Origin of the sequence: Spirosoma aerolatum (assembly GCF_002056795.1) — a bacterium.
Taxonomy (GTDB): domain Bacteria; phylum Bacteroidota; class Bacteroidia; order Cytophagales; family Spirosomataceae; genus Spirosoma; species Spirosoma aerolatum.
Genome location: NZ_CP020104.1, coordinates 1869594 through 1896454 on the forward strand (window position 1 = coordinate 1869594; position 26861 = coordinate 1896454).

Genomic DNA, 26861 nt, shown 5'->3' on the forward strand with positions numbered 1-26861 from the left:
ATCTATGAATCGCTGTATTTGCCCTAGTTTCCTGCTACTAAGTGGATTAGCGGCTTTGGTGGGCTGTGCGCCCAAACCTGCACAGGAAGAACAGAAAGCCTTTATGCTGTCCGATACCATGATGCATCGAATTCGCCTGGATAGCACGGTTATGCAGCCGGTGCGAAGCGAACTGACGCTGGTGGGCAAGGTAGTGGCCGATGAAAACCGGGTCATCAAAGTTTTCCCGCTGGTAGGTGGCAATGTGGAGGATGTAAAAGTCGAATTGGGTGATTACGTCCGTAAAGGTCAGACGTTGGCGTCGATTCGGTCGGGTGAAGTGGCTGATATTGAGCGTCAAGGTATTCAGGCTCAGTCAGATTTGCTGCTGGCGGAGAAAAACCTGCGGGTGGCGCAGGATATGTTCGAAACCAAACTGGTCTCCCAGCGTGAAGTGGTGGCTGCTCAGAAGGAGGTTGAGAAGGCGCAGGCGGAGGCCAACCGGGTAAAAGAAGTCGCTCACATTTATGGATTGGGCAAAACGTCGATTTATACCGTAAAAGCACCCCTCGACGGCTACGTCATTGAAAAGAATGTGAATCGGGGTATGCAGCTTCGCTCCGACAATGCCGATAACCTGTTCACCATCGGGCAAATCTCCGAAGTATGGGTGCTGGCCAATGTCAACGAGAGCGATATCGGTCGGGTGCGGATTGGTATGGATGCATCCATTCAGACACTGAGTTATCCCGATCAGTTATTTAAAGGGCAGGTCGATAAAATTTATACCGTGCTGGACCCTGGAACCAAAGCCATGACCGTTCGGATTCGGCTGGCGAATACAGGGCTGAAACTCCGGCCCGAAATGCATGCAACGGTTACCTTACGCTACGAGGATGGGGGTAAACTGGCTACTGTACCGGCAGGATCGGTCATTTTCGATCAGTCGAAACACTTTGTTATGGTGTTCAAAAGCCGCTCCGACATCGAAACCCGTGAGGTCAATGTGCTGAAGACTATCGGGGATATTGCCTATATCAAAACCGGCCTGAGACCTGGCGAACGGGTCATTTCTCAGAACCAGCTTCTGGTTTACGACGCTATAAACGATTAAAAGCTGTTCATGAATAAATTCATCCGCAATATTGTCGGTTTTTCACTCAAGAACCGCTTCTTTATCTTTTTCATGACCTTTGGGCTGGTGGTGGCGGGGATAGCCAGCTATCTGAATACGCCCATTGAGGCCTTCCCCGATGTTACGAACACCCAGATTATTGTCGTGACGGAGTGGAAAGGACGTTCTGCGGAGGAAATCGAGCGATTCGTGACGGTGCCTATTGAGGTATCGATGAACTCGGTGCAACGCAAAACCAACGTGCGCTCCATTACCATGTTCGGGCTGAGCATCATCAAAATCATTTTCGAAGATGATGTCGAAGACTTTTTTGCCCGTCAGCAGGTCAACAACCAGCTTCGTACCGTATCCCTTCCGGATGGGGTTGATCCAGAGGTACAGCCACCTTATGGACCAACGGGCGAAATTTTCCGGTTTACCCTTAAATCGGCAACGCGCGACAGCCGCGAACTGCTCACACTTCACAACTGGGTCATCGACCGGCAACTGCGTTCGGTGTCGGGCGTGGCCGATGTGGTGGCCTTTGGCGGACGGGATAAGAGCTACGAAATCCGGGTTAACCCAACGCAACTGGCTAAATACGACATTACGCCACTCGAAGTATATCAGGCTGTCACGCGCAGTAACATCAATGTAGGGGGCGATGTCATCGAGCGAAACGGACAGGCATATGTAGTGCGGGGGATTGGGTTACTTACCTCCATTCAGGACATTGAAAACCTTATTGTGGAGGATCTGGATGGCAACCCGGTACTGGTCAAAAACGTGGCCGAAGTAGCTGAATCAAATTTTCCGCGCGTTGGTCAGGTCGGTCTTAACAACGATGACGATGTGGTAGAAGGGATCGTTGTGATGCGGAAGAACGAAAATCCGAGTGAGGTGCTGGCAAGGGTCAAGGCCAAAATCGAAGAACTGAACACCCGTATCCTGCCATCGGACGTGAAAATGGTGACGTTTTACGACCGCGATAACCTGATCAGTTTCTGTACAAAGACTGTTTTGCATAACCTCACTGAAGGGATTATTCTGGTTACGGTCATTGTGTTCCTGTTCATGGCCGACTGGCGAACTACAGTCATTGTGTCGATCATTATTCCGCTGGCTCTGCTCTTTGCGTTTATGTGTCTGCGGATGCGGGGTATGTCGGCCAACTTGCTGTCGATGGGTGCCGTCGATTTCGGGATCATCATTGATGGGGCGGTCGTGATGGTCGAAGGAATTTTTGTCGCACTCGATCATCTGGCGCATCAGGCAGGCATGACCCGGTTCAATCGAATGAGTAAGCTGGGGCTTATAAAGAAAACGGGTGGCGAGTTGGGGAAGGCCGTGTTTTTCTCCAAGCTGATCATTATCACCGCTTTATTGCCCATTTTTTCGTTCCAGAAAGTAGAGGGTAAGATGTTTTCTCCACTGGCCTGGACACTTGGTTTCGCGCTGTTGGGAGCGCTTCTGTTTACCCTGACACTGGTACCGCTACTCTGTTCGATACTGCTGAAGAAAAACGTACGGGAGAAAAATAATCCGCTGGTCAATTTCTTCAACCGGATCGTCATGGCTGGCTTTTCCAAATGCTATGCCAATCGTCGGGTAAGTCTGCTGGCGGCTATTGCGTTTATGGTGGCTACGTTTTTCTCGGCTACCTTTCTGGGCACCGAATTCTTACCAACACTCAACGAAGGGGCATTATGGGTGGAAGCCAAATTGCCGATGAGTAGTTCGCTCAATCAAACGGTAGGTATGGTGCGGGTGCTGAGGCAGAAACTAATGGAGTTTCCTGAAGTGAATGGGGTATTATCGCAGACAGGGCGATCCAACGACGGCACCGATCCGTCGGGGTTTTACTATGTGCAGATGCAGGTGAACCTGAAGCCCAAAGACGAGTGGACCGAACGTCGGCCCGGACGCAAGCTCACGACCGATGAACTGATCGAAGAAATGGATAGGAAACTGAAACAGTTTCAGGGGATCAACTACAATTACTCCCAGCCGATCATCGATAACGTAGCCGAAGCCGTGGCCGGGATGAATGCCAGCAATGCCGTAAAAATTTTTGGTGATGACCTGAACGAACTGAACAAACTGGCCAACACCGTTCTGGGCGCTATCCACGATGTCCCCGGTGTAAAAGATGTCGGTATTCTCCGCAACATTGGTCAGCCCGAAATCAGTGTCTTATTTCACGATCAGAAAATGGCCTTATACGGCGTTTCGACGGCCGATGCCCAGGCCGTGATCGAAATGGCGATTGGTGGTAAAACCGCGTCGATTCTATACGAAGGAGAGCGCAAATTTGATATTCGGGTACGCTATGGCGAAAGCTATCGGAAAACCGAAGACGACATCATGCGACTGATGGTGCCTACCCTACGCGGTAACAAAATCCCTTTGCGGGAAATTGCCACGATTCGGGAAGTTACCGGCCCGGCCTTTGTGTACCGTGACAATAACAAACGCTTTATCGGGGTGAAGTTTTCGGTACGTGAGCGTGACCTCGGTAGTACGATTGCCGATGCACAACGGCGGGTCAATGCCGCCCTGAAAAGTCTGCCTAAGGGTTATTCGGTCAACTGGACGGGTGAGTTCGAGAATCAGGTTCGGGCTACCAAGCGGCTCGGTCAGGTGGTTCCGTTGAGCCTGGCGGCTATTTTTGTCATTCTGTTTGTTCTTTTTGGCAATGCAAAAGACGCTGGGTTGGTATTGCTCAACGTGCCCTTCGCCCTGATTGGCGGCATTCTGGCCCTGCACGTTACGGGAATGAACTTTGGCATTTCAGCAGGCGTAGGTTTTATTGCGCTGTTTGGCATCTGTGTGCAAAATGGTGTTATCCTGATTTCGGTGTTCAATAACAACCGCCAGCAGAAAATGCCGCTTGATCTCGCCATTCGCGAAGGGGTGCAGACGCGTATTCGTCCGGTCGTGATGACGGCCTTAATGGCCGCCATTGGCTTGCTTCCAGCGGCTGTATCGACTGGTATTGGCTCTGAAACGCAGAAGCCGTTGGCCATCGTAGTAATTGGCGGATTGATTACGGCCACTATTCTCACACTGCTGATTTTTCCAATCATTTACCGGATATTCTACCGCCAGAACACCACGCACAAACCGCGTGAATTAGTGGCTGCCTAAGGGTGTGGGTTGTATGAAAAAAGGTTCATAATCAATAGGATAATGAAGGCTCTAAACTAGTAGTAGCCTATTTTGGGAAGCCCGGCTATTTTTTTACTCACTAAAGCACAGTAGGTTTCCTATTTATTCACTTACTTTGGGTAAAGAATTCACTAAACTTCTCTTTGGTAACCAAATTATGAAAAAGCTTTTTGCCCTATTTTTCGTAAGCGCAACACTTCTTTGGGGATGTAAAAAAGATGATACACCTGCCGCGAAAACAAAATCGGATCTGATCGCACGCAACTGGCAGTTCCAGACGGCGTCGGTTACCCTGGGAACGATACCCGTAACAGCCTATACAAAAGGGGGCGGTGCTGGTAATCTGGTTGATTTCTCGTCGTCGTACATGAACTTCAAGGCTGATAAATCGTTTTCGCAGGTGATCCTACCCGGTACTACAACAACCGGAACCTGGAAATTCAACACCGGTGAGACGGCATTTATTATTACCAGCACGTCAGGAGCGGTCGATACCTGGACCATTGATAACCTGACCGAAACCAATCTGAACTTCAGTCGCCAGATTGCAGGGAATTCTACGGATCCAAGTGATCAGAGCTGGCTGGCTCTTATTAAATCATACGGATTCTCGACGGCCGGTGGTGCTAAAATTGAGGTAAAGGCTATTCCTAATCCGTAAAAGTGGGAATTACGATCATAAAAAAGGGGAGTTGAGACCGATCTCAACTCCCCTTTTTTATGAGATGTTTATCAAACTACAGGACAGAATGAACCCGCTTATTGGATAAAGGTTTTCAGTAAACAGAACCCGTTATCGTATCCGCTTAAACCGGAGTACTCGCTCTGTTATTTCAGGCTTAATGTACGGCTTATCGGTTTCGGGATACCCTAATGCCCACGGGTCTGGCCCCACCCATTCCGACTTTTTACCGGAAATTTTAATGGTTCCGTTGGTCGAAATTTCAACAACCGTAAAAAGGGGGTCTTTGTAGGGAGCTGTGTATTTAATCCATTTAAACTCTTTATCGACCTCCGGGCTATACCGAATATGGCCATACTCTTCGCCCAGCCACTTATACGACATTGAATTGATACAGACGTACCAGATGCCATTTATGGCTTCGGCCCGGTCATAATGAATGTGTCCGTAGAAATTGACAAGAATTTTGTTCCGTTTGGCCTGTTGGTTGTGGGCTTCGAGTAAGCGCCTGATCTCTGCGGAATTATCAACCCCATCTTTGCCCAAACCCTGATGAGAGAAAATAACTATCGGATCAGTGGTTTTTGTCAGTTCGGTTTTGAGCCATTCCAACTGCTGTGTCCCAATATGTTCCTGATAGCCTTTGGCATCGGGTGTTTTTTTATCGTTTCCGTCCAGTACAATAAAGTGGAAGCCATTCCGACGGAACGAATAGTAGGAAGAGGTCATGTTGCGGTAGGCTAATGCCTGCTGTAACGTATAGCCACCATCCATTTCGTGGTTGCCGATCACATGATATCTGGGGCCGGGATAGCTATTCCAGATGGCAAAGTAGGGTGCGTATTTAGGAGCAGGTGTGCCAAAGTCGCCCATATCTACCAGAAAATCGGGTTTGGCGATCTTCATGCTATCGATAAACGTCGTAATGCGGTACTCGGCATCATGCATGGTGGGCAGGTGAACATCGGCACAAATGCCGATGCGAACAGTGTTGGAAGGATTTCGCTGCGAAAGGGCAGAGCCGCTAACGAATAAGACTAGAAAAAACAGTAAAAAAAATCGGGTTTGCATGGGCTCGTCTGAGAAAGCCGTAAAGTTGCAAACAAACGCTGAAATTAGTAATTGAGCAACATTGAGTTTGATGGCTGGCGCTTAATTTATTGAAAATCAGTAATGTATTTTAAATCAGAAACGTAAACCTAATATTGGATCTGTTTTAAACTTTCCATAATCAGGCAATAATAAATACGTTTTGTCCTCCCGACCGGGACACGTAGTCGCAGGAGGGAGGACAAAAAAGCTGTTGAAATAAAGTTTTAACTTTTCCTATTAGCCCAAAACAAGGAATGGTCTTTTTAAAAAAGCTTCGTCGCACCGATACCGGATCGGTCAGGCTTTTAGTTCGATTAACGCCCCCGCTTTGATGTCTTCCACGACCAATGGGTCGAGTAGGGTAGATGTATCGCCCAGGTTCGAGACATCGCCTTCGGCAATCTTGCGCAGGATTCGACGCATGATTTTGCCCGAACGGGTTTTAGGAAGTCCCGTCACAAATTGAATTTTATCGGGTTTGGCGATGGGGCCGATAATGCGGCTTACTGTAGCCAGAATATCCCGGCGGATCAGGTCGGAGCTATGGTCGGGATCGCTTTCGGTAATCACATAGGCGTAAATACCCTGTCCTTTGATGTCGTGCGGATAGCCGACTACGGCACTTTCCACCACACCTGTGTGCATGTTGATGGCATTTTCGACCTCGGCCGTACCAATCCGGTGGCCCGATACATTGAGCACATCATCGACCCGGCCTGTGATGCGGTAATAACCATCTTCGTCGCGGAGGCAGCCGTCGCCGGTAAAGTATAAGCCCGGATAGGTGGCAAAATAATTGGTGCGGCACCGCTCATGATCGCCCCAGGTTGTTCGGATAATGCTCGGCCAGGGGAATTTAATGCAGAGGTTGCCACTTACGCCATTACCTTCGATTTCCTTGCCATTTTCGTCCACCAGAATAGGTTGCACACCCGGCAAGGGGAGCGTGGCATAGGTTGGTTTGGTTTTGGTGATACCCGCCAGTGGAGAAATCAGAATGCCCCCCGTTTCGGTTTGCCACCAGGTATCGACAATCGGGCAACGACCTTTGCCAATGTGCTCATCGTACCAATGCCAGGCTTCTTCGTTGATGGGTTCACCAACCGAGCCTAATACCCGGAGTGAACTCAGGTCTTTACCTTCGAGGGGTTCTAGTCCAAATCCCATCAGCGACCGGATCGCTGTGGGAGCCGTGTACAGGATATTGACCCGATGGCGATCGACAATATCCCAGAACCGTCCGGCATTGGGCCAGGTCGGTACGCCTTCAAACAGAAGCGAGGTTGCTCCGCTCAGCAGGGGGCCATACACAATGTAGCTGTGCCCTGTAATCCAGCCAATATCGGCCGTACAGAAATGAACATCGCCAGGCTCGTACTGAAACACATTCTGGAAGGTGTAGGCTGCAAAGACCATATAGCCTCCGCAGGTATGAACGACTCCTTTGGGCTTACCCGTTGACCCTGAGGTGTATAGAATAAATAGCGGATCTTCGGCGTCCATGATTTCGGCTGGACAGTCGGAGGTAACCTGCTTCATTTCCTGTTCCCACCATACATCACGGCCTTTCAGCATAGATACGGCGGTGCGCGTATGCGTGAGTACAATAACACGCTTTACGGAAGGGCAACCGATCAACGCATCATCGACCGTATCTTTCATCGGAATGGCTTTGTTACCCCGTAATGCGCCATCGGAGGTAATCACCACCGAGCACTGTGAATCATTGATGCGGTCGGCAATGGATTGGGCCGAAAACCCGCCAAACACTACGGAGTGAATAGCGCCGATTCGAGCGCAGGCCAGTACCGCAACAGCCAGTTCGGGCACCATCGGCATGTAGATACAAACCCGGTCGCCTTTTTGGACACCATTGCGTTTCAGGACGTTGGCAAAACGACACACATACTCGTGCAACATTTTATACGTAAACGTAACGCTTGGCTCGGCGGGGTCATTCGGTTCCCAGATGATGGCCGGATAGTTTGGTTTTTCGTGCACATGACGGTCCAGGCAGTTCTCGGTAATATTGAGTTTACCGCCTAAAAACCATTTTACATCGGGCTGCTCAAAATTCCATTGCAGTACTTTTTTCCAGGGTTTACGCCATTGAAACTCCTGAGCAATTTCGGCCCAAAAGCTTTCCGGGTCTTCAACACTATACTTGTATGCCGACTGATATTCGTCAAAGGTTCTGATACGCATGGGTACAAAAGGGTTTATGCTGGCTGGTCGATCAACACTACGGATACCGTCTAGCCGGAATAACTAAGGACAGGTAAAAGTAGGAAGATACAGCCAAACGGTTGGAGTTTTTGAAGTCTAAAATTGCTAAATTGCTATAGATAGGCGCATTTTGATAGGATTAGTCACTAGTCTGATAGAATGAGTCTGGAAAAGCCTTTCTCTGTCGTCACAAACCGATAAACGCAAACGCATTGCCGATGCCCCGTTCGGATAAACGGTTCCGAATTTCGTCCAGAATAGCCGGGTCATCGATGGTCGAGGGGGTTGTAAATGGGTCGCCATCGGCAATCTGGCGAATAGTTTTTCGCAGGATTTTGCCTGAGCGTGTTTTGGGTAATCGCTTGACGATGGTTGCCTGTCGGAAATACGCAACGGCCCCTATCGTATCGCGAATCATGGTTACCAGTTCGGCCTCCAGCGTGCCATCGTCAGTCGAGACGCCGTCTTTGAGCACAACCAGGCCAATCGGACGCTGGCCGCGCAGTTCATCGGCAATGCCGACTACCGCACATTCGGCAACGGCAGGGTGGCTACCCACAATCTCTTCCATTTCGCCGGTCGATAGCCGATGCCCGGCTACGTTAATCACATCATCGACCCGGCCCATGATAAACACATACCCATCAGCATCGATAAACCCGCCATCACCCGTGAGGTAATAACCCGGAAACCGACTGAGGTACGATTGACGAAAACGGGGCGTGTCGTTCCACAGCGTTGGGAGGCAACCGGGCGGTAGCGGCAGTTTCAGGCAAACGTATCCTTCTTCGTTGGGGCCAAGTTGCTGACCATGCTCGTTCAGAATCTGTAAATCGAACCCCGCTACCGGACGAGTTGAGGACCCAGCCTTGACCGGAACCGATTCAATACCCATCTGATTGGCAACCATCGGCCAGCCTGACTCGGTTTGCCACCAGTGGTCGATGACCGGAACGCCTACCGTTTGTTCCAGCCAATGCAGCGTGGGTGGGTCGCATCGTTCACCGGCCACAAACACATATTTCAGGGATGATAAGTCGTATTGCTGGCGAAGTAAGCCTTCTGGATCTTCTTTTTTGATCGCCCGAAACGCCGTTGGCGCTGTAAAAAAAGCCTTAACGCCATGTTGCTGGATCACCCGCCAGAACGTACCCGCGTCGGGTGTGCGAACGGGCTTGCCTTCGAACAGAATAGTCGTGCATCCGTGCAGTAAAGGCCCATAAACAATATAGCTGTGCCCAACAGCCCAGCCCAGGTCCGAAGCGGCCCAGAACGTATCGCCGGGTTGAACATCGTACACAGCCCGCATGCTGTATGTCAACGCCACAGCATGACCACCATTGTCGCGAATGATGCCTTTAGGCTTACCCGTAGTGCCGGATGTGTATAGAATATACAGCGGGTCGGTCGCATTAACCGGAACAACATTAGCCATAAGCGATTGCCGAACCGCCGTTTCCCAGTCCAGATCTCGGCTGGGGGTTAGTTCTGCTTCCAGTATGGGACGTTGTAAAATCAGGCAATGGCCGGGCGAAAAAGAGGCCAGCCGCAGGGCTTCGTCCAGCAGCGGTTTGTAGGGAATGACCCGGTCGAACTCAATGCCACAGGATGCCGACAGGATTACTTTGGGATGAGCATCGTCGATGCGTAAGGCCAGTTCGTGCGGGGCAAACCCGCCAAACACCACTGAATGAATGGCGCCGATACGGGCGCAGGCCAGCATGGCAAACACCGCTTCGGGCACCATTGGCATATAAATGACGACCGTATCGCCTTTCTGGACACCAAGTCGCTTTAGCGTACCAGCTAGTTGCGCTACTTCGTCGCGGAGTTCGGTGTAGGTAAATTGGCGGACTGTGCCCGTAACGGGCGAGTCATAAATCAGAGCGGTTTGATCGGCCCGGCCATTTTCGACATGGTAATCGACGGCGGCATAACAGGTGTTGAGTTTCCCCCCGGCAAACCAGCGGGTCAGACCGGCTGAGTCGGTCGATAAAATGCGGCCCGGCTTGCGAAACCAGGGAATTTCACCGGCCTGCTCGGTCCAAAAGGCGGCTGGGTCGTCGAGGCTCCGCCGGTACTCGTTGATATAGGAAAGCGTCTGCGTTTCCATGGTCATTGGGGTTTAGTTTCTGACTGCTTCCCCATGTAACGCCATAACAAACAGACGTAACCGGGCAGGGGTCAGGCCGACAGGAGTTGATTTACTTTGGTCACCAGGTCGCGGGTCGAAAAGGGTTTGGCTACATAGAGGTCAGCACCCGATTCGTATCCGCGTTGTATATCGATCTCTTTTCCTTTCGCACTCAGAATAATGATTTTGCTATGCTGAAACCCATCTGTGTTTTTCACATACGTACACAGTTCAAGTCCGTTCATGCGGGGCATCATAATGTCCAGCATCAACAGATCGGGTTTGTGGTGTTGCAGTAACTCATACGCTTCGCCACCATCGCGGGCAATGAATACCTTATGCCCTTCTTTTTTCATCAAAAACTCCAGCGACAGCAGAATATTCGGCTCATCGTCGGCGATTAGTACATTAGCCATAACGCTCGATTTACGGTTCCCGGCGGTAGTCAGGAACAGGGCGTTACTACGCTGACTGGTACCGAAAACCGTAAGGGCTACCCTGTGGATAACGGCAATTGAAAGGTAAACACCGAACCGTGTCCGGGCTGGCTGTCTACATCGATACTACCGTTATGCAATTCTATGATTTTTTTCGTGATCGCCAATCCCAGTCCGCTGCCTTTCGGTTTTCGATGATCGCCCTGCACCTGGTAAAATTTCTCGAAAATGAGCGAATGAAGCGCTGGGTCGATGCCCGCGCCATTGTCGCACACACTCACGTTACAAGTATTCCCTTCCACAATCAGCCGGAGAATAATGTGGCCCTTTTCGGGTTCGCAGAATTTAATGGCGTTCGATAATAAGTTGATCAGCACCTGCATGAGCCGGTCACGGTCGGCCACGACGGGCGTAGGCGGGCAATCGGCCAAAAACTGAACGGTTACGTCTTTTTCGGAAGCGAGTTGGGCAGTGGCTTCAACGGCATCTTTAATTACGTCGCGCAGGAGCAGGGGTTCCAGATGCAGCCGCATTCGGCCTGATTCGAATCGTTCGAGGTCCAGTACCTGATTGATGAGCCGGGTAAGCCGTTCCGATTCTTTGATAACCGTTCCGAGAAATTGTTGTCGGGTGGCGGTATCGACATCGTCGTTGTCGTGCAGAATCTCGGTCAACGCCCGAATGGAGGTGATGGGCGTGCGAATCTCATGGGTGATGGTCGATAGAAACTCGTCTTTCTGCTGGTCCATCTGTTTCAGCCGTTCGTTGGTTTCGCTAAGCTGCTGGGTCAGTTGCTGTAACTCGTTCGATTTGCGTTCCAGCTCTTTATTGACGGTCATCAGTTCCTGCGATGTTTTCAGAATTCGGATGATTTCATCGACCGTAATCGGGTCTTCTTTGGCAATAGACGATACCAGAATCCGGGCCGAAGCGGTACCAATGGCCCCAGCCAGCATTTTCTCGGTGAACATTACCAGCCCTGGATCGGCATACGACTGACGATCAATCAGGCGGTTACGCCGGGCGAATCGTTCCAGCGTTTTCTGGCTTTGCTCGGGACCGAAAAATGTGATCAGCAGCTTGCGTAAGGCATCGACGGATACTTTCCCTTTCCAGATGGCGGTATTTTCGGACGGGCGGTTGAATTGAAATACATCGACAAACAGGATGGCCTGATTGTGGTCGAGCGCTGTTTGAGGTCGGTTGATAGACCCCCAGACATAACAACCCACATTGAAAAACAGCGACCAGAACACCGAATGTGCAATGGGCGTCAGACTGTTTAGGCCAAACAGAGCCTGCGGTTTCAGAAAACTTAGTTCAAACGGGCCGTCGGTCAGCAACGATTCGGGTAGTAAAACCGGGACCAGCGTGGGCACAATCAGGGTGTAGAACCAGATTGCCGTACCGACAATAAGCCCTAGCCGTGCCCCGGCCTGAGCACCATTTTTCCAGCAGATGCCCCCAATAATAGCCGGGCTAAACTGAGCTACTGCCGCAAAGGAAATCATACCCACCGAAACCAGCGAAAACCGGTCCGATACATCGCGGTAATATCCGTATGAAATCAGCAGCAGGGTCAGAATAGCCAGCCGCCGGGTGTACATCACAAACCGACTCGATTGATTGCCCAGTTTCAGTTGCCAGGCCGGGCGGCTAACCAGCCAGGGCATCACCACGTTGTTGCTGATCATAACACTAAGGGCCGTAGTTTCAACGATGATCATGCTCGTAGAAGCCGACAAACCTCCGATGTAGGCCAATAGAGCCAGCCCTTTCTGGCCCGTCATCAACGGGAGCGAAAGAACATAGCCGTCTGCATCGAGCCCTGTATTGCCAAACCATAATTTACCGCCAAACGCCACGGGCAATACGAACAGCGTAATCAGAAACAGGTAGAGCGGAAACAGCCACATGGCTTTATTGAGGTGGCGTTCCTCCACGTTTTCGACAACCGCCACCTGAAATTGCCGGGGCAGGAACAGAATAGCGGGTATTGATAAAAGCGTGTACCAGAACCAGTCGGCCGACGAATGCCCCGGACCAAAGGTTAGGCTGGCCTGTAAGGCAGATTGTTGGCTGGCTCGTCCGAAAATGTCCCCTGGCCCATCGAACAGACCAAACGTGACATACAGCCCCACAGACAGAAAAGCAATTAGCTTGACCAGCGACTCGAAGGCAATGGCCGTTACGAGTCCTTCGTGTCGTTCGGTGGCTTCAAGCTTCCGCGTACCAAACAAAATGGTGAATGCGCCCAGCAGCAGCGTCATGTAAAACGCCTGATCGGTTAGGAAGGACGGCTTGTGCGCGCCCGACGATTGGCCCGACAACAGGGCGAAACTGACGGCTGTGGCTTTTAATTGAATGGAGATGTAAGGGATGATTCCAGCCACACAGATAACGGTTACCAGAATCCCCAGCCCCCGATTTTTACCGTAACGAGCCGAAATGAAATCGGCAATACTGGTGATCCGGTGAACCTTGCAGATTCGAATGATTTTCCGAAGCACAATCCACCAGAGTGGAGCCGCCAGCGTTGGGCCGATGTAGACCGACAGAAAGTTGATGCCCTGCGTGGCTGCCTGCCCCACACTCCCATAGAACGTCCAGGCCGTACAGTAAACTGCCAGCGAAAGGGCGTAAATGTAGGGATTGTTGAGGAGGCTCTGTTTTTGCCGGGCGACCAGTGTCCGCTCCCGGCGTTCGGCCCAGAAGGCAATGCCGAACAGCAGCCCCAGATACAACAGCGAGCAGACAACAATCGTAAGGCTATTCATCGGAGTTGGACGGGTCGTCGGCCGAACGCGAACGGTATAGTACCAGAGCAATCAATCCAATCATACAAGCCCAAACGCCCAGCACATAGGCATACAGCATAGGTAGTCCGGCTACCAGAACGGGCCTGTTGACAATAGAAATCACCGGCTCATTGAACAGCAGCACAAATAGCAGACTTAAAAAAATAAGGCGGGCTCGTTTCACGGTGGGCAGGAAAGACTGATTCCGTAGTTTCTAAGGTTGGATTAGCAGAAACCAGTTCCTAAGCTCCCCTCTCTAGTTTTAGGAGAGGGGAGCATGGAGAGAGGTAATGTATCGGTAAACTACGCTTTGTCGGCGTACTCGTTCTGGAGCGCGTAAACGCCGAATACAGCCAGGCCGCCGACAATGATCGGCATCAGTACAAACAGAATAATGATACCAAAGACAAGGTCTTCCTGTTTGCCGGTAGCCAGCTTGGGTAGCCCAAACTGAAAAATGCCGAAATAACCAGCCAGCGCAGCAATCGCCAGCCATACAATACCCAGAATTCGTTTTATCGCGTTCATGATGTTAATCTTTGTGAAGGATACTGAAAATGACGTTGTATAAGTTAAGTAGCTGGATCTATTTTTTTACCGCGAGGACGCAAAGATGCGAGGGGTAAAACGCTTTGATAGTCATTAATATCAATGTCTTTACGCTGGGCTAAAAAAAAAGTATCCAGCTACTAGGTTGACAATATCGGAAAGTCGCCCTTCCCTGCTTTTAGGGGAGGGTTGGGGAGGGGTAAATCTTAATCCGTTACTCGTTTGTCTTTGATGTAGAAGACCCCAATAACCAGACAAACAGCCGTTACGATGATTGGGTACCAAAGCCCTTCCAGATATGGAGCGGCATTGGGGATAAGTTCACCCGCTTTTTCGGCAGCCGTATTGGCATCCTTGGCTTTGGTGGCCAGATAGGTAGCCACGGCCGGGAGCAATCCACCAAAAACGCCATTCCCGATGTGATACGGAAGCGACATAGAGGTGTAGCGGATTTTAGTCGGGAACATTTCGACCAGGAAGGCCGCGATTGGGCCATAGACCATCGTCACAAAAATAACCTGAACAAATACCAGCCAGATCAGGGTCCAGCGGTCGCTATCGTTGATGGTAATGGTTTTCTTGATCTCCGGTTTGGCTGGCTCGGCAGATGGGTCGGCCAGGGTTTTTGTTTTGGTAACCTCCGTCAGTTTGGTGCCGTCGGTATATTCTTTCTTGACAGTCAGGGTATTGATCGACACACCAGCGGCTTTTGGGTCGGCGGTTACGGTCGTTTCGGAGGTCGTTTTTTCGGTGATCTCCTGCTTGTTTTTGAGGTTGGTGGTCTGATAGATGTTTTCATACAGGGTCCGGTACGAAAGAATGGCAATCAGCATCCCCGCCAGCATGATCGGTTTACGACCAATCCGATCCGACAGCCAGCCGAAGACCACAAAGAATGGGGTTCCCATCAGCAGCGCAATCGACATCAGCCCGTCCGACTGCATGGCATCGACACTACAAACCGTCTTGATAAAGCTCATGGCATAAAACTGACCCGTGTACCACACCACACCTTGCCCCATTGTTGCCCCGAAAAGTGCCAGCAACACAAATTTAAAGTTGTATTTATTGCCAAAGCTCTCTTTCAGGGGGTTGGCCGATGTTTTGCCTTCCGCTTTTGCTTTGGCAAACAGGGGTGACTCGTGCATGTTCTGGCGGATGATGTACGACACGGCTACCATGATGATCGACACCCAGAACGGAACCCGCCAGCCCCAATCATCGAACGCTTCTTTCGACAGCGAAACGCGGGTAGCCATAATCACCAGCAGCGAAATGAACAACCCCGCCGTCGCCGTTGTCTGAATCCAGGAAGTCCAGTAACCCCGTTTTTCAACGGGCGAATGTTCGGCAACGTAGGTAGCGGCCCCGCCGTATTCACCACCCAGAGCCAGCCCCTGCAACAGCCGCAGAATCAGCACCAATGTCGGAGCCAGAAAACCGATGGTCTCGTAGCTGGGTATCAGGCCAATGGCGAAGGTGGCACCACCCATCAGCAGAAGCGTGACCATAAACGTGTATTTACGCCCGATCAGATCGCCAAGACGACCAAAAAACAGGGCACCAAAAGGACGTACCACGAAACCAGCAGCAAACGTAGCCAGTGTCGAGAGAAAAGCCGCGGTTGGGTTGCCTTCGGGAAAAAACTTGGTAGCCAGCACGGTAGCCAGTGAGCCAAAGATGTAGAAGTCGTACCACTCGATGAGGGTACCAACCGACGATGCGCCAATAATGCTAACCAGCGAGCGGGTACTGGCGGTCGAGGGTTTTTGGGATGCAGGAGGTGCAACCATAAGTAACGAATGTTAGGGGTTAAGGAACGATTCGAATTGGATTTGAGAATGAGGCTGGCTATTGATTAAGCAGTTTCCGAATGCGAATTAGCAAAGCCTTGGGAAAGAGTCAACAATTGCCGGAAATTGTTCTATTTTCTGCCAAAGATCAGAACGCGAACGTAGTAGTCAGTAGCAGACGCGAGTTGGAAATGGTCTCAACGCTGGTTACCCGAGCATCTGAGGTAGAGGTGCCATACCCGGCGGCTGTGTATTCATATTCGGTGCCTAGCTTGAACTTGCCCGCAATGAACTCGACGCGGGGCGCAATCCGCATCAGGTTGTCGATACCACCACGACCTGATATGCCAATTCCCCGGCCATAGGCGGCAATAGCGTTTGGATCGTTGCCCGCATTTTTAGAGTAACCCACAAACAGACCCGGTACTACTTTTTTGCCATTTCCATGAATTTCAGCCCACATCGAGGTGATTTTGACGGGTTTGTACGACGATTCGATGCCGTTGGTTCCGTAGGCCAGAAATCCACCGAGCATCACATGATCGGTCAGGTTGGCACCCGATACAATTTCGGCTTTAAAGGTGGCCCGGCTGCTTATTACTTTTAGGTAACCCATGATGGCGGTGCTGCCCACAGTAGCGTTCAATTCCTGAAGGGTAGTGCCGCTGCCTACCGATAACCGGGGCCGAATCACCTTATAATCGAAAGCGATTCCGGCCAGCACTTTCTCGCGTTTCAACTGAAGTTGGGCGTGCAGATTCGGGACAGCGGTATTGCGCAGGTATTCAGACGAACTGCCGTTGATACCTGAATTGGTAAAATCGCGCTGAGCAATGGCTGCTACGATCAGGTGCCAGTCGGCATTCAGGTGTTTGGTCAGGCGGACCTGCGGGCTTCGGTTAAACGGCTGAAAGGGAATGCCCGTGTTGAAATTGACAACGCCCGGAAAACAGTCCGTCACAAACAGCGGATGCCAGAACTGGCCAAACGCCAGTTGCGTTTTGGCCCAGTCCAGCTTTGCCCAGGCGTGGCGCAGCCGTACTCCCCCAACGGCTGCGTCCGACGGCCCGAACCATTCCATTTCCAGTAAACCGGATGTTTTAGCACCCCAGGCATCGGGCCCGTTGAACGTAACGCCCAATCGGCTGTTGATACCCAGCATGTTTAAATTCGATACGGCATTAATGTCGTTGCCGTTGATGTCGAGTTGTTTGTCCTTGGCCCAGAGGTCGACCGAGGCTTCACGCAGGTTTACGGTCTGGCGCGAATCCCAGGATACATCGTTCCGCACGAAGCCGGTAAACTTAACGGAGAAGACTGGCGTTTCGGCGGGTTTGGCTGATGTGGGTGTACTAACCGGGGTCGTCGTTGCTGGTACGGTAACAGGAGGGCTAGCCACCGACGACGTCATGGGAATCATGGTTGTGCTTCCCGTTGACTGTGGACCCGTATTGGTCTGAGCCCGGACGGGTTGCGTGAGGCTGGCGCTTGCCAGTGCAGTAGCGCCAGCCCACAGCAAAAGGTTTGACAATGTATTCATTAGGTCAGGAAGAAGTTTAGGTTAAGCGATTCAAAACTGCTTCTGATTGACCGATGTACGCAACTCAGTGATGTGGATATGCTAAATTTCTATAGAAATGGCTGTGGTACGTTAAAATCGACTAATTTAGGGTAGGTAAGTAGCGCCAGCGTAGTTAATCCCGGAAGCGTTCCCACTTGATGAGCATGAACTTATCGCCCAATTCAGTAATGATCATGCCGGCCCCTTCTACGTTATCCTTGTTCGTAATAAACTCGGCTAGTTCTTTGTGATTGAGGATTTTATAGGTCGGATGATAGGTGTTTTTTTCGGGTACTTTGATCTGGTATTTCTTGACCCAGTTCATCACCGAAACGTGGCTGATGCCCAATAATCGCTCAATTTCGCGGAAACTCACCCCTTCAATGTATAGCTGAAGGGCTTTGATGACATAGTAGGTGCTGATACCTTTTCCAACTTTATCGACCGTAAAATTGTAGTTGCACTGTCGGCAACGGAAGCGCTGACGTTGGTTAACGATTCCGTTACGAACGGCTTCGGTCGAATTACATTTGGGGCATTTAGGAGTGGCCATACACAGTATCTATCTCAATTTAGCAAATATATAGCAACTTAGCAGAATAGGATAAGTATTTCCGTAAATAGTTATAGTTGGTGGGATTCGGTACCGTTGTACCTTTGCAACATGGCTTTTATCCAAACCGATACATTCACCCTGCGTGGCTATGAATGCGATGCCTTTGGGCGTATGAGTATTCCGGCGCTGATGAACCAGATGCAGGAGTCTGCTAACCGAAATGCATTGGATTATGGTATTGGCATTGCCGATTTGGTGGGTCAAGGCTTTGGCTGGATGCTGATGCGGTTCCGGCTGCGCATTCACCAATATCCAAGATATGGACAGACCATTCGGCTGACGACCTATCCGACTGCCGTTGAGAAATACTTTATCTACCGTGATTTTCAGGTTCGTGCCGAAGACGATACCCTATTGGCCGATGCTAGCAGTATCTGGCTAGTGTTTGGTATCGAAAAGCGGACGATGGTGCCGCTGCCTGAATTTATTCGCAATTTAAAAACACCCACGGGTATTGACCCATTACCTAAACTTTCGCTAAAACCAGACTTTCAGACGATGCCGTTTGTCGCTCATCTCGAAAAGGATGTTGAAGTCGGTTGGTTCAGTATTGATCAGAATCACCATGTCAATAATGTAGCTTATGTAGGCTGGTTGCTCGAATCCGTTACAGATTCCTGGCTACAGACGCGGGAATTAGCCGAAATTGATTTAGTTTACCGTACCGAAAGCCATTGGCGCGACCAGCTTCGAATCGAGCTGGCAACGGAAACCTCCGATACGCTGGTACACCGGATAAGCCAGTACGAGTCAGGTAAAGAAGTGCTATTGGCACGAAGCCGGTGGCGGGATAATGGTTTCGTCATCCCGGCGCAGGAGGGGTGACAAAACCAGATTCAACATTAGTTACAGAAACTTTAGCCTTAGCACCAGAAAACGTAGGTATTGCTGCACCGAATGGAAACGAAACGAACAGTTGCTAAACCCGAAACGCATAAGGCAAAATTCATTGCCCTCAGCGAAAGCATCATTGACAAGATAAAACGGGGCGAATTGCAGCCGGGCGACCAGATTCCATCGGAAAACGAGCTGATTAAAACCTATCATATCAGCAATACAACGGCTCGAAAAACCCTGCTCGAAATTGAATCCAAAGGCTGGGCCCGGCGTATCAAGGGCAAGGGTACGTATGTGCTCAATCGCACGGAAGACCACCACCTGCTACGGACGCTGGGGTCCATCTACGCGACCCGGCGCGGGTTTCACGATAGCCTGATTGCCGAAGGATTTACGCCTAAGAATATTGTACTGGAAAAGACGATTCTACAGGATGGGATTTCGTCGGAGATCAATGGACGTCATTTTATTATCGACGGGCCGGTGATGAAGCTGCACCAGCTTCGCTATGCCGACGATTTGCTGATTAAGGATGAGGTGAAATACATTTCGCTGACGTTATGCCCTAAAATCAATCGGTTGCCTACCGAGATTTCGTATTTCAAAGTCTACGAAGACAATTATCGGCTGAACATTGCCGAGGTGCAGCAAACGCTGGGGGTAAAAATCCTGGAACCCAACACCACCAATTTTGACCTGAGTAAACCGACGCCTGTTTTTGTGCTGGATAGCGCGGTAATCTGTACCGGCGATCAAATCGTAGAGATTGAGCAGTCGTATTATCATGGCGATAAGTACAAATTTGCCGTTATCGCCAACCCCGAACAGCTTCAGCGCCCGTCCAATTCCATTACTTCCTGAACCATTTCAGCAGCTCGCCCACAATAACCTCATGCCCGGCTTTGTTCGGGTGGTTCACATGCGACATGTAGTTCGTCAACTCGCCCCGTTTAGCAATCTGCTTAAAGACTGAGTATGGATCGGCCAGGCCCGTATGGTATTGATCAGCCAATTGTTTGATGAGTTGTGCGAAAGGTTCTAGTGGATTGTTATCATCCAGAATGTTTAGCCGTTGGTCGGGGGAGGGGGTAAGCAGAATAACGGGTATCTTTTGGGCCTGAGCTGATTGAATCATCTTTTCCCAGGCCTCCCGAACTTTACCGATGTTGGAAAAACGGTCGTTGAGAGCATAGTCGATGAACAGCACATCAGGTTTATGAACGAGTACATCCGAGTCGAGCCGGGATTGTCCTTTAATGGAATTTTCGCCCCCTATGGCTGTGACAATCACGTTGATGACGGCATATGGATACTGGGCTTTCAATTTAGCCAGCAGGAGATTGGGGTACGATTCCAGGGTATGTACTTCGTGGTCGTGCCAGTAACCGGCTGGTACTGAGTGCCCATGAAAGACCAGGTTGATGGTCCGGTTTTTCGGCCAGACGGCATTTAATTCGTTTTTGACAGTCGCTAAATACTGCGTTGAATCAGCTTGTTGCGCCAAACTGATGATAGACAGATTGAGTAAGCTTACGATCAGAAGCAGTGTTTTCATTATAAATTCTGTCATATTTATTCCGCTACGTTCTCAAGAAACTCAAACAGGTAGGCTTCTTTGTAGTCCACTTCAAATTTTTGCAGCATGAGTCGGTATTCGTCGCCAAACGATTTTCGTCGGTGATGTTCTTCCTGTCGATCAATGTAGCGAATCACATCGGCGCGTTGCGAACGACTATAGGAAAATGCACCATACCCTGCTTGCCAGCTAAATGGGAAGCGGGATAGCCGGTTGGTATTGATATGTTTGTTCGATGACGTCTTTATCTCTTCCACCAATTTGGGTAGTAACTGAGCAGGATTATAACCAATGAAAATGTGAATATGGTCGGGCATCCCATTGATAGCCAGTAGTTTATGATTATGGTTTTGCACGATACTGGTAATGTATCGGTATAATTCTTCCTTCCAGCTTTTCTCAATCAGACTCTCACGACCTTTCACTGCGAATACTAATTGGATGTCAAGTTGTGTATATGTATTGGCCATATTTTATTGGGTTTTATAATTAATTTAAGGCTATCGACGTTGCGCCCCGCTGGGGCTTTTAGGTTGGGGCGTAATATCGATAGCTACCGACATTGTGCCCCTCCGGGGCTTAACTTTGTCGTTTAGACTTATAGTTTGTATCAATGGCTCGTGAAGAATACAATGTCGACGAAAATAATTGGTATGTTATGTGCTAAGCGCCAGAGGAGTTTAATGCTAATAGCTGCCATGTCCATTTTTATGTACAAGCCCCAGCGGGGCATAATGTCGGTAGTTTTCATGACCCTACACGCCTACCAAGCCCCGTAGGGGCGCAATGCCGGTAGCTATCTTTTATTGAATTCTTGCCATCAATATCCTAACCGGCCCTAGCAAACCCGACTCAATCAGTGGCAGTTTTCCCCAGGGAACCAGGTTTTTATTGGCTTTGGTGATGTTGGTCTTTGTAAACGTCTCACCCGTTATAGCATCGCCCGTTAATCGATTCGACCAGGTATTGGCTACCTCGACTTTCAGTACGTTGGAACCGGGTTTGATCGCATCCGTAATATCGACGCGGTAGGGGGGTGTCCAGACGATGCCCAGCGGTTTGTTGTTCAGCCACACCTCACCAAGTTTCGAAACGCGGCCAAGGTCCAGATAAAGTCGCTGTTTTTTACTCGCCACAGATTTATACTGGAAGGTCTGCTGGTACGTTGCAATGCCCGAAAAATAGCGAATACCTTTTTGCTCCGATTGGGTCCAGGAAATTAGTTTTGGAAAGGTAGTCGATGATGGAGCACCCCAGCCTTTAGGAAAGCTAAGCTGCCAGGGGCCATCCAGCGCCATGATGGAAGTTGTGGATGCTGGATGTTGTAGTTCTGTAGCCACGGGTTTGGCGTCTGTGGGCGTTGGCGTAAAGACGACGAAATAGGCGCCATAAGGCGGTAACGAAACCGGAATTTTGATGCGATTTGTTTCTTGTTGATACGCAGAAATGGCACTGACTTCGCCTGTTACGGGATTCCAGAGTTCGGGTGTTTGGGCCGATTGTCGGAAGAAACAGTCCTTCGAAACCCAGCTATTGGTCGTATTTCGGATCAGGTAAAAGTCCAGGCCGTTATGTTGATAATGAATATGGTCGATGGGCGTATGCCGCTGGTCGGCTTTTTGCCCGGCATAGCTAAAGTCGGGAACGATAGCTAGGCTCTGAAGGGCTTCAAACGGAGAGTCGGTTGCTTCCACCAGTTTGGCTCCTTTAGCCGCCAACTGCTTAAGTTTGGCTCGTACGGCTGGTGGCGTTTTCCCTTCGTTGCCAATGTGCAGAACACGATATTGGCCAACCCCCGGTAGTACCCATTTCCCGTTTTCAACAGTTAGGTCTCGTAGCAGGACTTCCGTATTGATTACCTCATAGTCATAGCCCGTCCCAACGGCAAAGCGGGTGTTTTTAGGTGGAATCAGATTCGGGATAGCATCGCCATAATAATGAAGCACATCGGCCACAAAATTCGTCTTTTGCAGAATGTATGAGACACGGGCCAGGTAGTCGTTGAACGGTTTGACTTTGGGCCACCAGCCGTTGCGGTCGTTGTAATGGGTACCCGCAAAATACGCAATGCCCGGATAGCCCATACCCGACGGATTGTGCGTAAATCCGTGAATAACCAGCCGGTTCATGCCTTCGCAAAACGCACGGTCGGCCAGGGGTTTAAGGTCGGCAGGGCCTTCCTGCCAGTCCCAGTAGCTGGTAAACGACTCTTCTTCGACGATGCCGCGTTTGTAGATGTGCGACGCGGCTGCAATCTCCTTCACCAGATAAATCATGTCGACCAGGCTATCTTTATCGGACTCCATAAAGAACTCCCGGTTATACCAGTATTCTCCGCGAGGGACGTCCAGCGCCCCCAGCGCTTTCAGTGTTTCGACCGGAATATGGTGCAAATGTCCCGGTCCGCCCGATTCCGAAATGATCTGTAAGCCATGCCGATTACAGATTTCCTTCGCCTTCCGGTAATGGTTATTAATCATTAGTTCCGACAGCGTATTGTCGAAGTCGAACTGAAACGATTTCGCGAGTTCGGGTCGATACCCATCTTTATTGAAAATGGCGGGCAGAAATTTATAGAGGTCGTACCCATGCAGTTTCCTGAAAGCGGCTGGTAAGGTTGGCGTCCAGGTAAATTCCTTGGCTTCGTAGCTGGCCAGGTATAGGTTTTTCAGCGGACTTTTGCTGAAATCGCCGAGCAAAGGTTTCAGTCTGTCGATGAAGTACATCACATGCATCCGGGTTGCTGTTGAATCAAAATGGTCGATGATTGGGCCAACCGAGTGGGGTGTAGGACGGATCAACTGTTCGCCCGAATTGGAGCAGATGTACCGATAGATGTCCCAGTTTCCAGCGGGTGCTTTCCAGGTAAGCTGTTCGGTTTTAGGATCGAAAAAGGAGGATACGTTGACGATGTTAGTTGTATCGAATAGGGCAGTTTGCCCAGCAGGCAGCGCGATTATGGCAATTTCTTCATAGTAATCAGGCTTGCCATCTGGCCCATACACGATAGGACGCTTGTTGCCCTGCCGATCAGGGGTAATGGTTGGAAAGGGTAGCTTAACTGGCTGTTGGGTTGCGTCATTTAAGGCCATTTTCGAGAAGTAAATGGTTTTGGCTGCATGCTGTGGTTTCACCCAGGTGCCACCCGCATTCCAGCTACTGGCCAGATTCAGCCCGACCTCCAGGCCTAGCTTACCGGCTTCCCGGATGGCCATCGCAATGGTTTTTACGGAAGCTTCGCCCATGAAAGCTGGCCCTGCCGGAATCACCTGATTAGCGTCGCTGGCCGGGGGAAGGCCGATCTCAAAAATATCGACACCACCCATGCCGGCCTTTTTGATGGCTTGTAGCTCTTCTTTCAACCGAACCGTATCGACATACCCGTTGAGCCACCACCAGTACACTTTGGGCCGGGCGTGGATGGGTGGATTTTTAAACCCTTCTTTTAGAGACGCATAAGTGATTGTATCGGCTTGAGGAGTAGGCGTATGCAATAAGCCCATAGCCGCGAACAATCCAATGACCGGGAGTGTAAAAATGAATTTCATGAAGGTATGAGGGTATAGAATAGAACAAAGATTGTTATGATTCCTATGATTTATTATGATCTGTGTAAATCATAAGAATCATAATAAATCGTATTCTATAGGTATCACCAGAACACCACTAAATCGCCGGTTGCGTGTTCAACGACATAGTGATTACCGTACTTCTTATCGCCGGGTTTGAAGGCTGCCTGTGGCTTTTTACCCCACGGATAGCCCGTATTCGCATACACATGAAGCCCCTGTTCCGTAACGCCTTCGTCGGGGTAAATACGTACCGTAGCGTTTTTGAGGCCCGACAGACGTATACAGCGTTTCATGTGCTGAACCCCGGACGTCATTTCCTGACAGGAGACGATGCCATCCGGTTGCTCTACAAAAAATCGACTTTCCTTATGCCAGGCTTTCGGCAAGTTATAGACTGAGTATCCATTCGTTAACTCGGTTTCGTAGCCTGTCAGCAGTGGAGCGCCCTGCGGCATTTTGAAGCGGTGCGTAACGGTTGTGTTCGGGCAGTAGCCGGAGAAGAAAAAACCGTTGCTGCTACGGGAAATAGCCAGAACTGGACTCTTAACGGATGGGTTTTTCTTATCGATGCGGTAGTCCAATCCAAACTCGTTCAGGACGTAGCGCATCAGTAATGGGCCGGTAAACAGTTGTTCTGGATCGTCGGGAGTCAGGAGTTTGCCGCCGGTGAACTTACTGGAATTGGTGCCCCGTACATAAGCTACTTTGCCGCCTTTCCACTCTGGTTTTTCGCGTACCCACACCACATCACGGCTATGGCTGCCCTGCGTCATTTTCGCCAGTACCTTCGTACCCGCGTCGGCTTTGTTCTTTACCTGCGTAGCGATGCCACCGCCCGAAAACAAAGCGCGATGGGTAATCTTATCAGGATAGGGCTTGTCCAGCTTGTCGAAGTTGATGCTTGAACTCACCTGAAAGTCCCCCTCCAGTGCTGAGGTATGTTGCAGATTCAGCAGGTTCATGAAGGCGGCACCCGCGTGATCGGCAGGACCATATACCAGCAGTTTGCCGCCATTCTGCACAAAGTCGATCAGTGATTTTTCGAGCGATGAGTTGGCTTCAGGCACAATCGACACCAATACAGACTCATTGAAATAGGTCGGTTTAGCCGCCACTACGTTCTGGAAAGAATTGGTCGACAGGATGGTGTTGAGCGGAAAGCCGTTGTTGATGGCCTGACGAATCAGCCAGTCGCCATAATAAATTTCGGGCAGGCGTTTCCCATCCTTATAAGCCCAGGTATGGTATTCCTCGAACGGATACACCCAAACGAGTGGTCCCGGTGCCGTTGGCGAATCATACCGGGCTTTCAGAATGTGTGGTGTTACCTCGTCGGGCACCTGGGCTGGCATTTCCCCATAGGTGTTATCGGCCGTCAGGAAATTCAGGTGTGTGGGTAATTTAATCTCTCCTTTTGCATTGATTCGGGCAACGGCCATCGGCAGGTAAATGTCGTGCGGTTCCTGTCCGTAGCGGTCAAGCCAGGGGCTGTTTACCCACCAGGGATCGTGCGTGTAGTAGCGAAACAGGTAGCGTTCGTCGGGCAGTTCGGCCATCCGCGACATATACCCTACCATTTCGAGCCCAAAATCACCGTCCAGGGCCGCCCAGGGCGAGTTGGGGGGAGGCAGCATGTTGTAGTGGCCACTGTAAATCTGCTTCAGGTCAACCCCATCGCGGGCCAGATCGGCACCCGTAGACAGGTTAGTACCCCGAGTCTGAATCTGAAAAGCAGGACATTCTTTCCGAAACAGATTCCAGAAACCCGCAATCAACTCGCGGGTGTTTGCTAATTTTTCGGCCGCAAACGCTTTCCCGTCGAAAATGGCACCCGTCGATGACCAGCCTTCTACACCAAAGCCGAACCCGTTGCTGAGCCAGAGGTAATCATAACCTAAATCGGTCAGGAAGTGCTGGCTCTGGCGACCCAGAAAGGTGCCAAAAGGTGTATTAGCTGGAATGCCTTTCGGAAAGCCCGCATAGGCCTGGTTGTCGGCGTTCAGGGTTGAGTAGCAGCTGACCATCGTTTTATGGCCCATCGCATTACCACCCAGAATTTCGGGGTGCTTTTTGTATTTGAAGTCCGAGTGAGCAAACTCTGGCCCCGGATCGAAGGTAGCGCCGATACGAATGGGTTTCCCCGTAATGCGCTTACCTGCTTCTTTCAGTGACTGGATGATGTATTTGAGGTCGCCGTAGGTAAAAGCGGGTGGGTTGTCCATGTACAGGAGCGCACGCTGGTGGAGCGACAGGTCGGCCGGGCCTGAACCCACTTCATGTTCGGTGTTCGGATTGCCCATATACTTCGCCCACTCCAGCGGCTGATTCAGCTTCCCGGTATAATCCAGAATCTCGGAGCCGTCGGATGTCCAGAGCATCACCGATACCGTGTCAGTATGCCGCAGTAGCGACGACCACTGGGTAAAGAGTTCTGTCGCCACCTGCCCGATATAGGCTTTGTCGGCTTTTTTGAATGGCTTCATCGACAGTTCCAGCGTGATGTTGTTAAAGGGCTTACCCCGCAGCGTCGAATTGTCCAGATTGGGCGTGTCGTAAGTAAAGCCCAACAGGACGAAGCTAAGTATGATAACTAGTTGAGTACGCATGGGTTGAAAAGATTGTAAGTCATTGCGGATTTTGTCATGCTGACGAAGGAAGCATCTCAACGCATACTAACCCACAATTAAGGGGGACTTGAGATGCTTCCTTCGTCAGCATGACAAAAAA

The 26861-nt window shown here is 50.4% G+C and carries 19 protein-coding genes; 5 read left to right on the top strand and 14 right to left on the bottom strand.

Annotation, left to right across the window (positions count from 1 at the left end; translation table 11 throughout):
- Positions 1-4: 4 nt before the first annotated feature.
- The 3 genes from B5M13_RS07505 (at position 5) to B5M13_RS07515 (ending at position 4922) form a co-directional block, all read left to right on the top strand.
- Positions 5-1093: an efflux RND transporter periplasmic adaptor subunit gene (locus tag B5M13_RS07505; protein WP_080055089.1), complete on the top strand. Its 1089-nt coding sequence runs from the start codon at positions 5-7 to the stop codon at positions 1091-1093.
- A 9-nt stretch (positions 1094-1102) separates the two neighbouring features.
- On the top strand, positions 1103-4240 hold the full coding sequence (locus B5M13_RS07510; RefSeq protein ID WP_080055090.1) for an efflux RND transporter permease subunit: 3138 nt from the start codon (positions 1103-1105) through the stop codon (positions 4238-4240).
- Positions 4241-4418: 178 nt separating this feature from the next.
- The gene (locus tag B5M13_RS07515) at positions 4419-4922 is read left to right on the top strand and encodes a hypothetical protein (protein ID WP_080055091.1); all 504 of its coding nucleotides are present in this window, start codon (positions 4419-4421) and stop codon (positions 4920-4922) included.
- Between the two features lie 132 nt (positions 4923-5054).
- Here B5M13_RS07515 and B5M13_RS07520 read toward each other — a convergent pair whose 3' ends face one another.
- The 10 genes from B5M13_RS07520 to B5M13_RS07565 form a co-directional block, all read right to left on the bottom strand.
- Positions 5055-6014 (bottom strand): metallophosphoesterase family protein, encoded by a 960-nt coding sequence (locus B5M13_RS07520; protein ID WP_080055092.1) that lies wholly within the window; start codon positions 6012-6014, stop codon positions 5055-5057.
- A gap of 318 nt (positions 6015-6332) precedes the next feature.
- On the bottom strand, positions 6333-8240 hold the full coding sequence (gene acs / locus B5M13_RS07525) for an acetate--CoA ligase (RefSeq protein ID WP_080055093.1): 1908 nt from the start codon (positions 8238-8240) through the stop codon (positions 6333-6335).
- A 208-nt stretch (positions 8241-8448) separates the two neighbouring features.
- On the bottom strand, positions 8449-10374 hold the full coding sequence (locus B5M13_RS07530; protein WP_080059835.1) for a propionyl-CoA synthetase: 1926 nt from the start codon (positions 10372-10374) through the stop codon (positions 8449-8451).
- 71 nt (positions 10375-10445) lie between these two features.
- Positions 10446-10811: a response regulator transcription factor gene (locus tag B5M13_RS07535; RefSeq protein WP_080055094.1), complete on the bottom strand. Its 366-nt coding sequence runs from the start codon at positions 10809-10811 to the stop codon at positions 10446-10448.
- 77 nt (positions 10812-10888) lie between these two features.
- Positions 10889-13609: a sensor histidine kinase gene (locus B5M13_RS07540; protein ID WP_080055095.1), complete on the bottom strand. Its 2721-nt coding sequence runs from the start codon at positions 13607-13609 to the stop codon at positions 10889-10891.
- A complete protein-coding gene (locus B5M13_RS07545; protein WP_080055096.1) occupies positions 13602-13814 on the bottom strand; it encodes a hypothetical protein in 213 nt (70 codons plus the stop codon). Before B5M13_RS07545 ends, B5M13_RS07540 begins: the two co-directional genes overlap by 8 nt.
- A 119-nt stretch (positions 13815-13933) precedes the next feature.
- On the bottom strand, positions 13934-14158 hold the full coding sequence (locus tag B5M13_RS07550) for a DUF6814 family protein (protein ID WP_080055097.1): 225 nt from the start codon (positions 14156-14158) through the stop codon (positions 13934-13936).
- A 227-nt stretch (positions 14159-14385) separates the two neighbouring features.
- Positions 14386-15972 (bottom strand): MFS transporter, encoded by a 1587-nt coding sequence (locus B5M13_RS07555; protein ID WP_080055098.1) that lies wholly within the window; start codon positions 15970-15972, stop codon positions 14386-14388.
- A gap of 148 nt (positions 15973-16120) precedes the next feature.
- On the bottom strand, positions 16121-17512 hold the full coding sequence (locus B5M13_RS07560; RefSeq protein WP_080055099.1) for a DcaP family trimeric outer membrane transporter: 1392 nt from the start codon (positions 17510-17512) through the stop codon (positions 16121-16123).
- 154 nt (positions 17513-17666) lie between these two features.
- Positions 17667-18086 (bottom strand): IS1/IS1595 family N-terminal zinc-binding domain-containing protein, encoded by a 420-nt coding sequence (locus B5M13_RS07565; protein ID WP_080055100.1) that lies wholly within the window; start codon positions 18084-18086, stop codon positions 17667-17669.
- Between the two features lie 111 nt (positions 18087-18197).
- Between B5M13_RS07565 and B5M13_RS07570 the strand changes: the two genes are divergently transcribed.
- Together B5M13_RS07570 and B5M13_RS07575 are read left to right on the top strand one after the other, a co-directional pair.
- On the top strand, positions 18198-18974 hold the full coding sequence (locus B5M13_RS07570) for an acyl-[acyl-carrier-protein] thioesterase (protein ID WP_080055101.1): 777 nt from the start codon (positions 18198-18200) through the stop codon (positions 18972-18974).
- 72 nt (positions 18975-19046) lie between these two features.
- Positions 19047-19847 (top strand): GntR family transcriptional regulator, encoded by an 801-nt coding sequence (locus B5M13_RS07575; RefSeq protein WP_080055102.1) that lies wholly within the window; start codon positions 19047-19049, stop codon positions 19845-19847.
- On the opposite strand, the gene B5M13_RS07580 is transcribed toward B5M13_RS07575, so the two are convergent.
- From B5M13_RS07580 to B5M13_RS07595, 4 genes are all read right to left on the bottom strand, one after another.
- Positions 19837-20541 (bottom strand): SGNH/GDSL hydrolase family protein, encoded by a 705-nt coding sequence (locus B5M13_RS07580; RefSeq protein ID WP_080059836.1) that lies wholly within the window; start codon positions 20539-20541, stop codon positions 19837-19839. The two genes, B5M13_RS07575 and B5M13_RS07580, sit on opposite strands and share 11 nt — an antisense overlap.
- A gap of 17 nt (positions 20542-20558) precedes the next feature.
- Positions 20559-21032, bottom strand: coding sequence for an IS200/IS605 family transposase (tnpA, locus tag B5M13_RS07585; RefSeq protein ID WP_080055103.1), 474 nt, complete (start codon positions 21030-21032; stop codon positions 20559-20561).
- A 333-nt stretch (positions 21033-21365) separates the two neighbouring features.
- Entirely contained in the window at positions 21366-24110 is a 2745-nt protein-coding gene (locus B5M13_RS07590) for a glycosyl hydrolase (protein WP_080055104.1), read from the bottom strand.
- Between the two features lie 104 nt (positions 24111-24214).
- The gene (locus B5M13_RS07595; protein WP_080055105.1) at positions 24215-26740 is read right to left on the bottom strand and encodes a hypothetical protein; all 2526 of its coding nucleotides are present in this window, start codon (positions 26738-26740) and stop codon (positions 24215-24217) included.
- Positions 26741-26861: the final 121 nt, after the last annotated feature.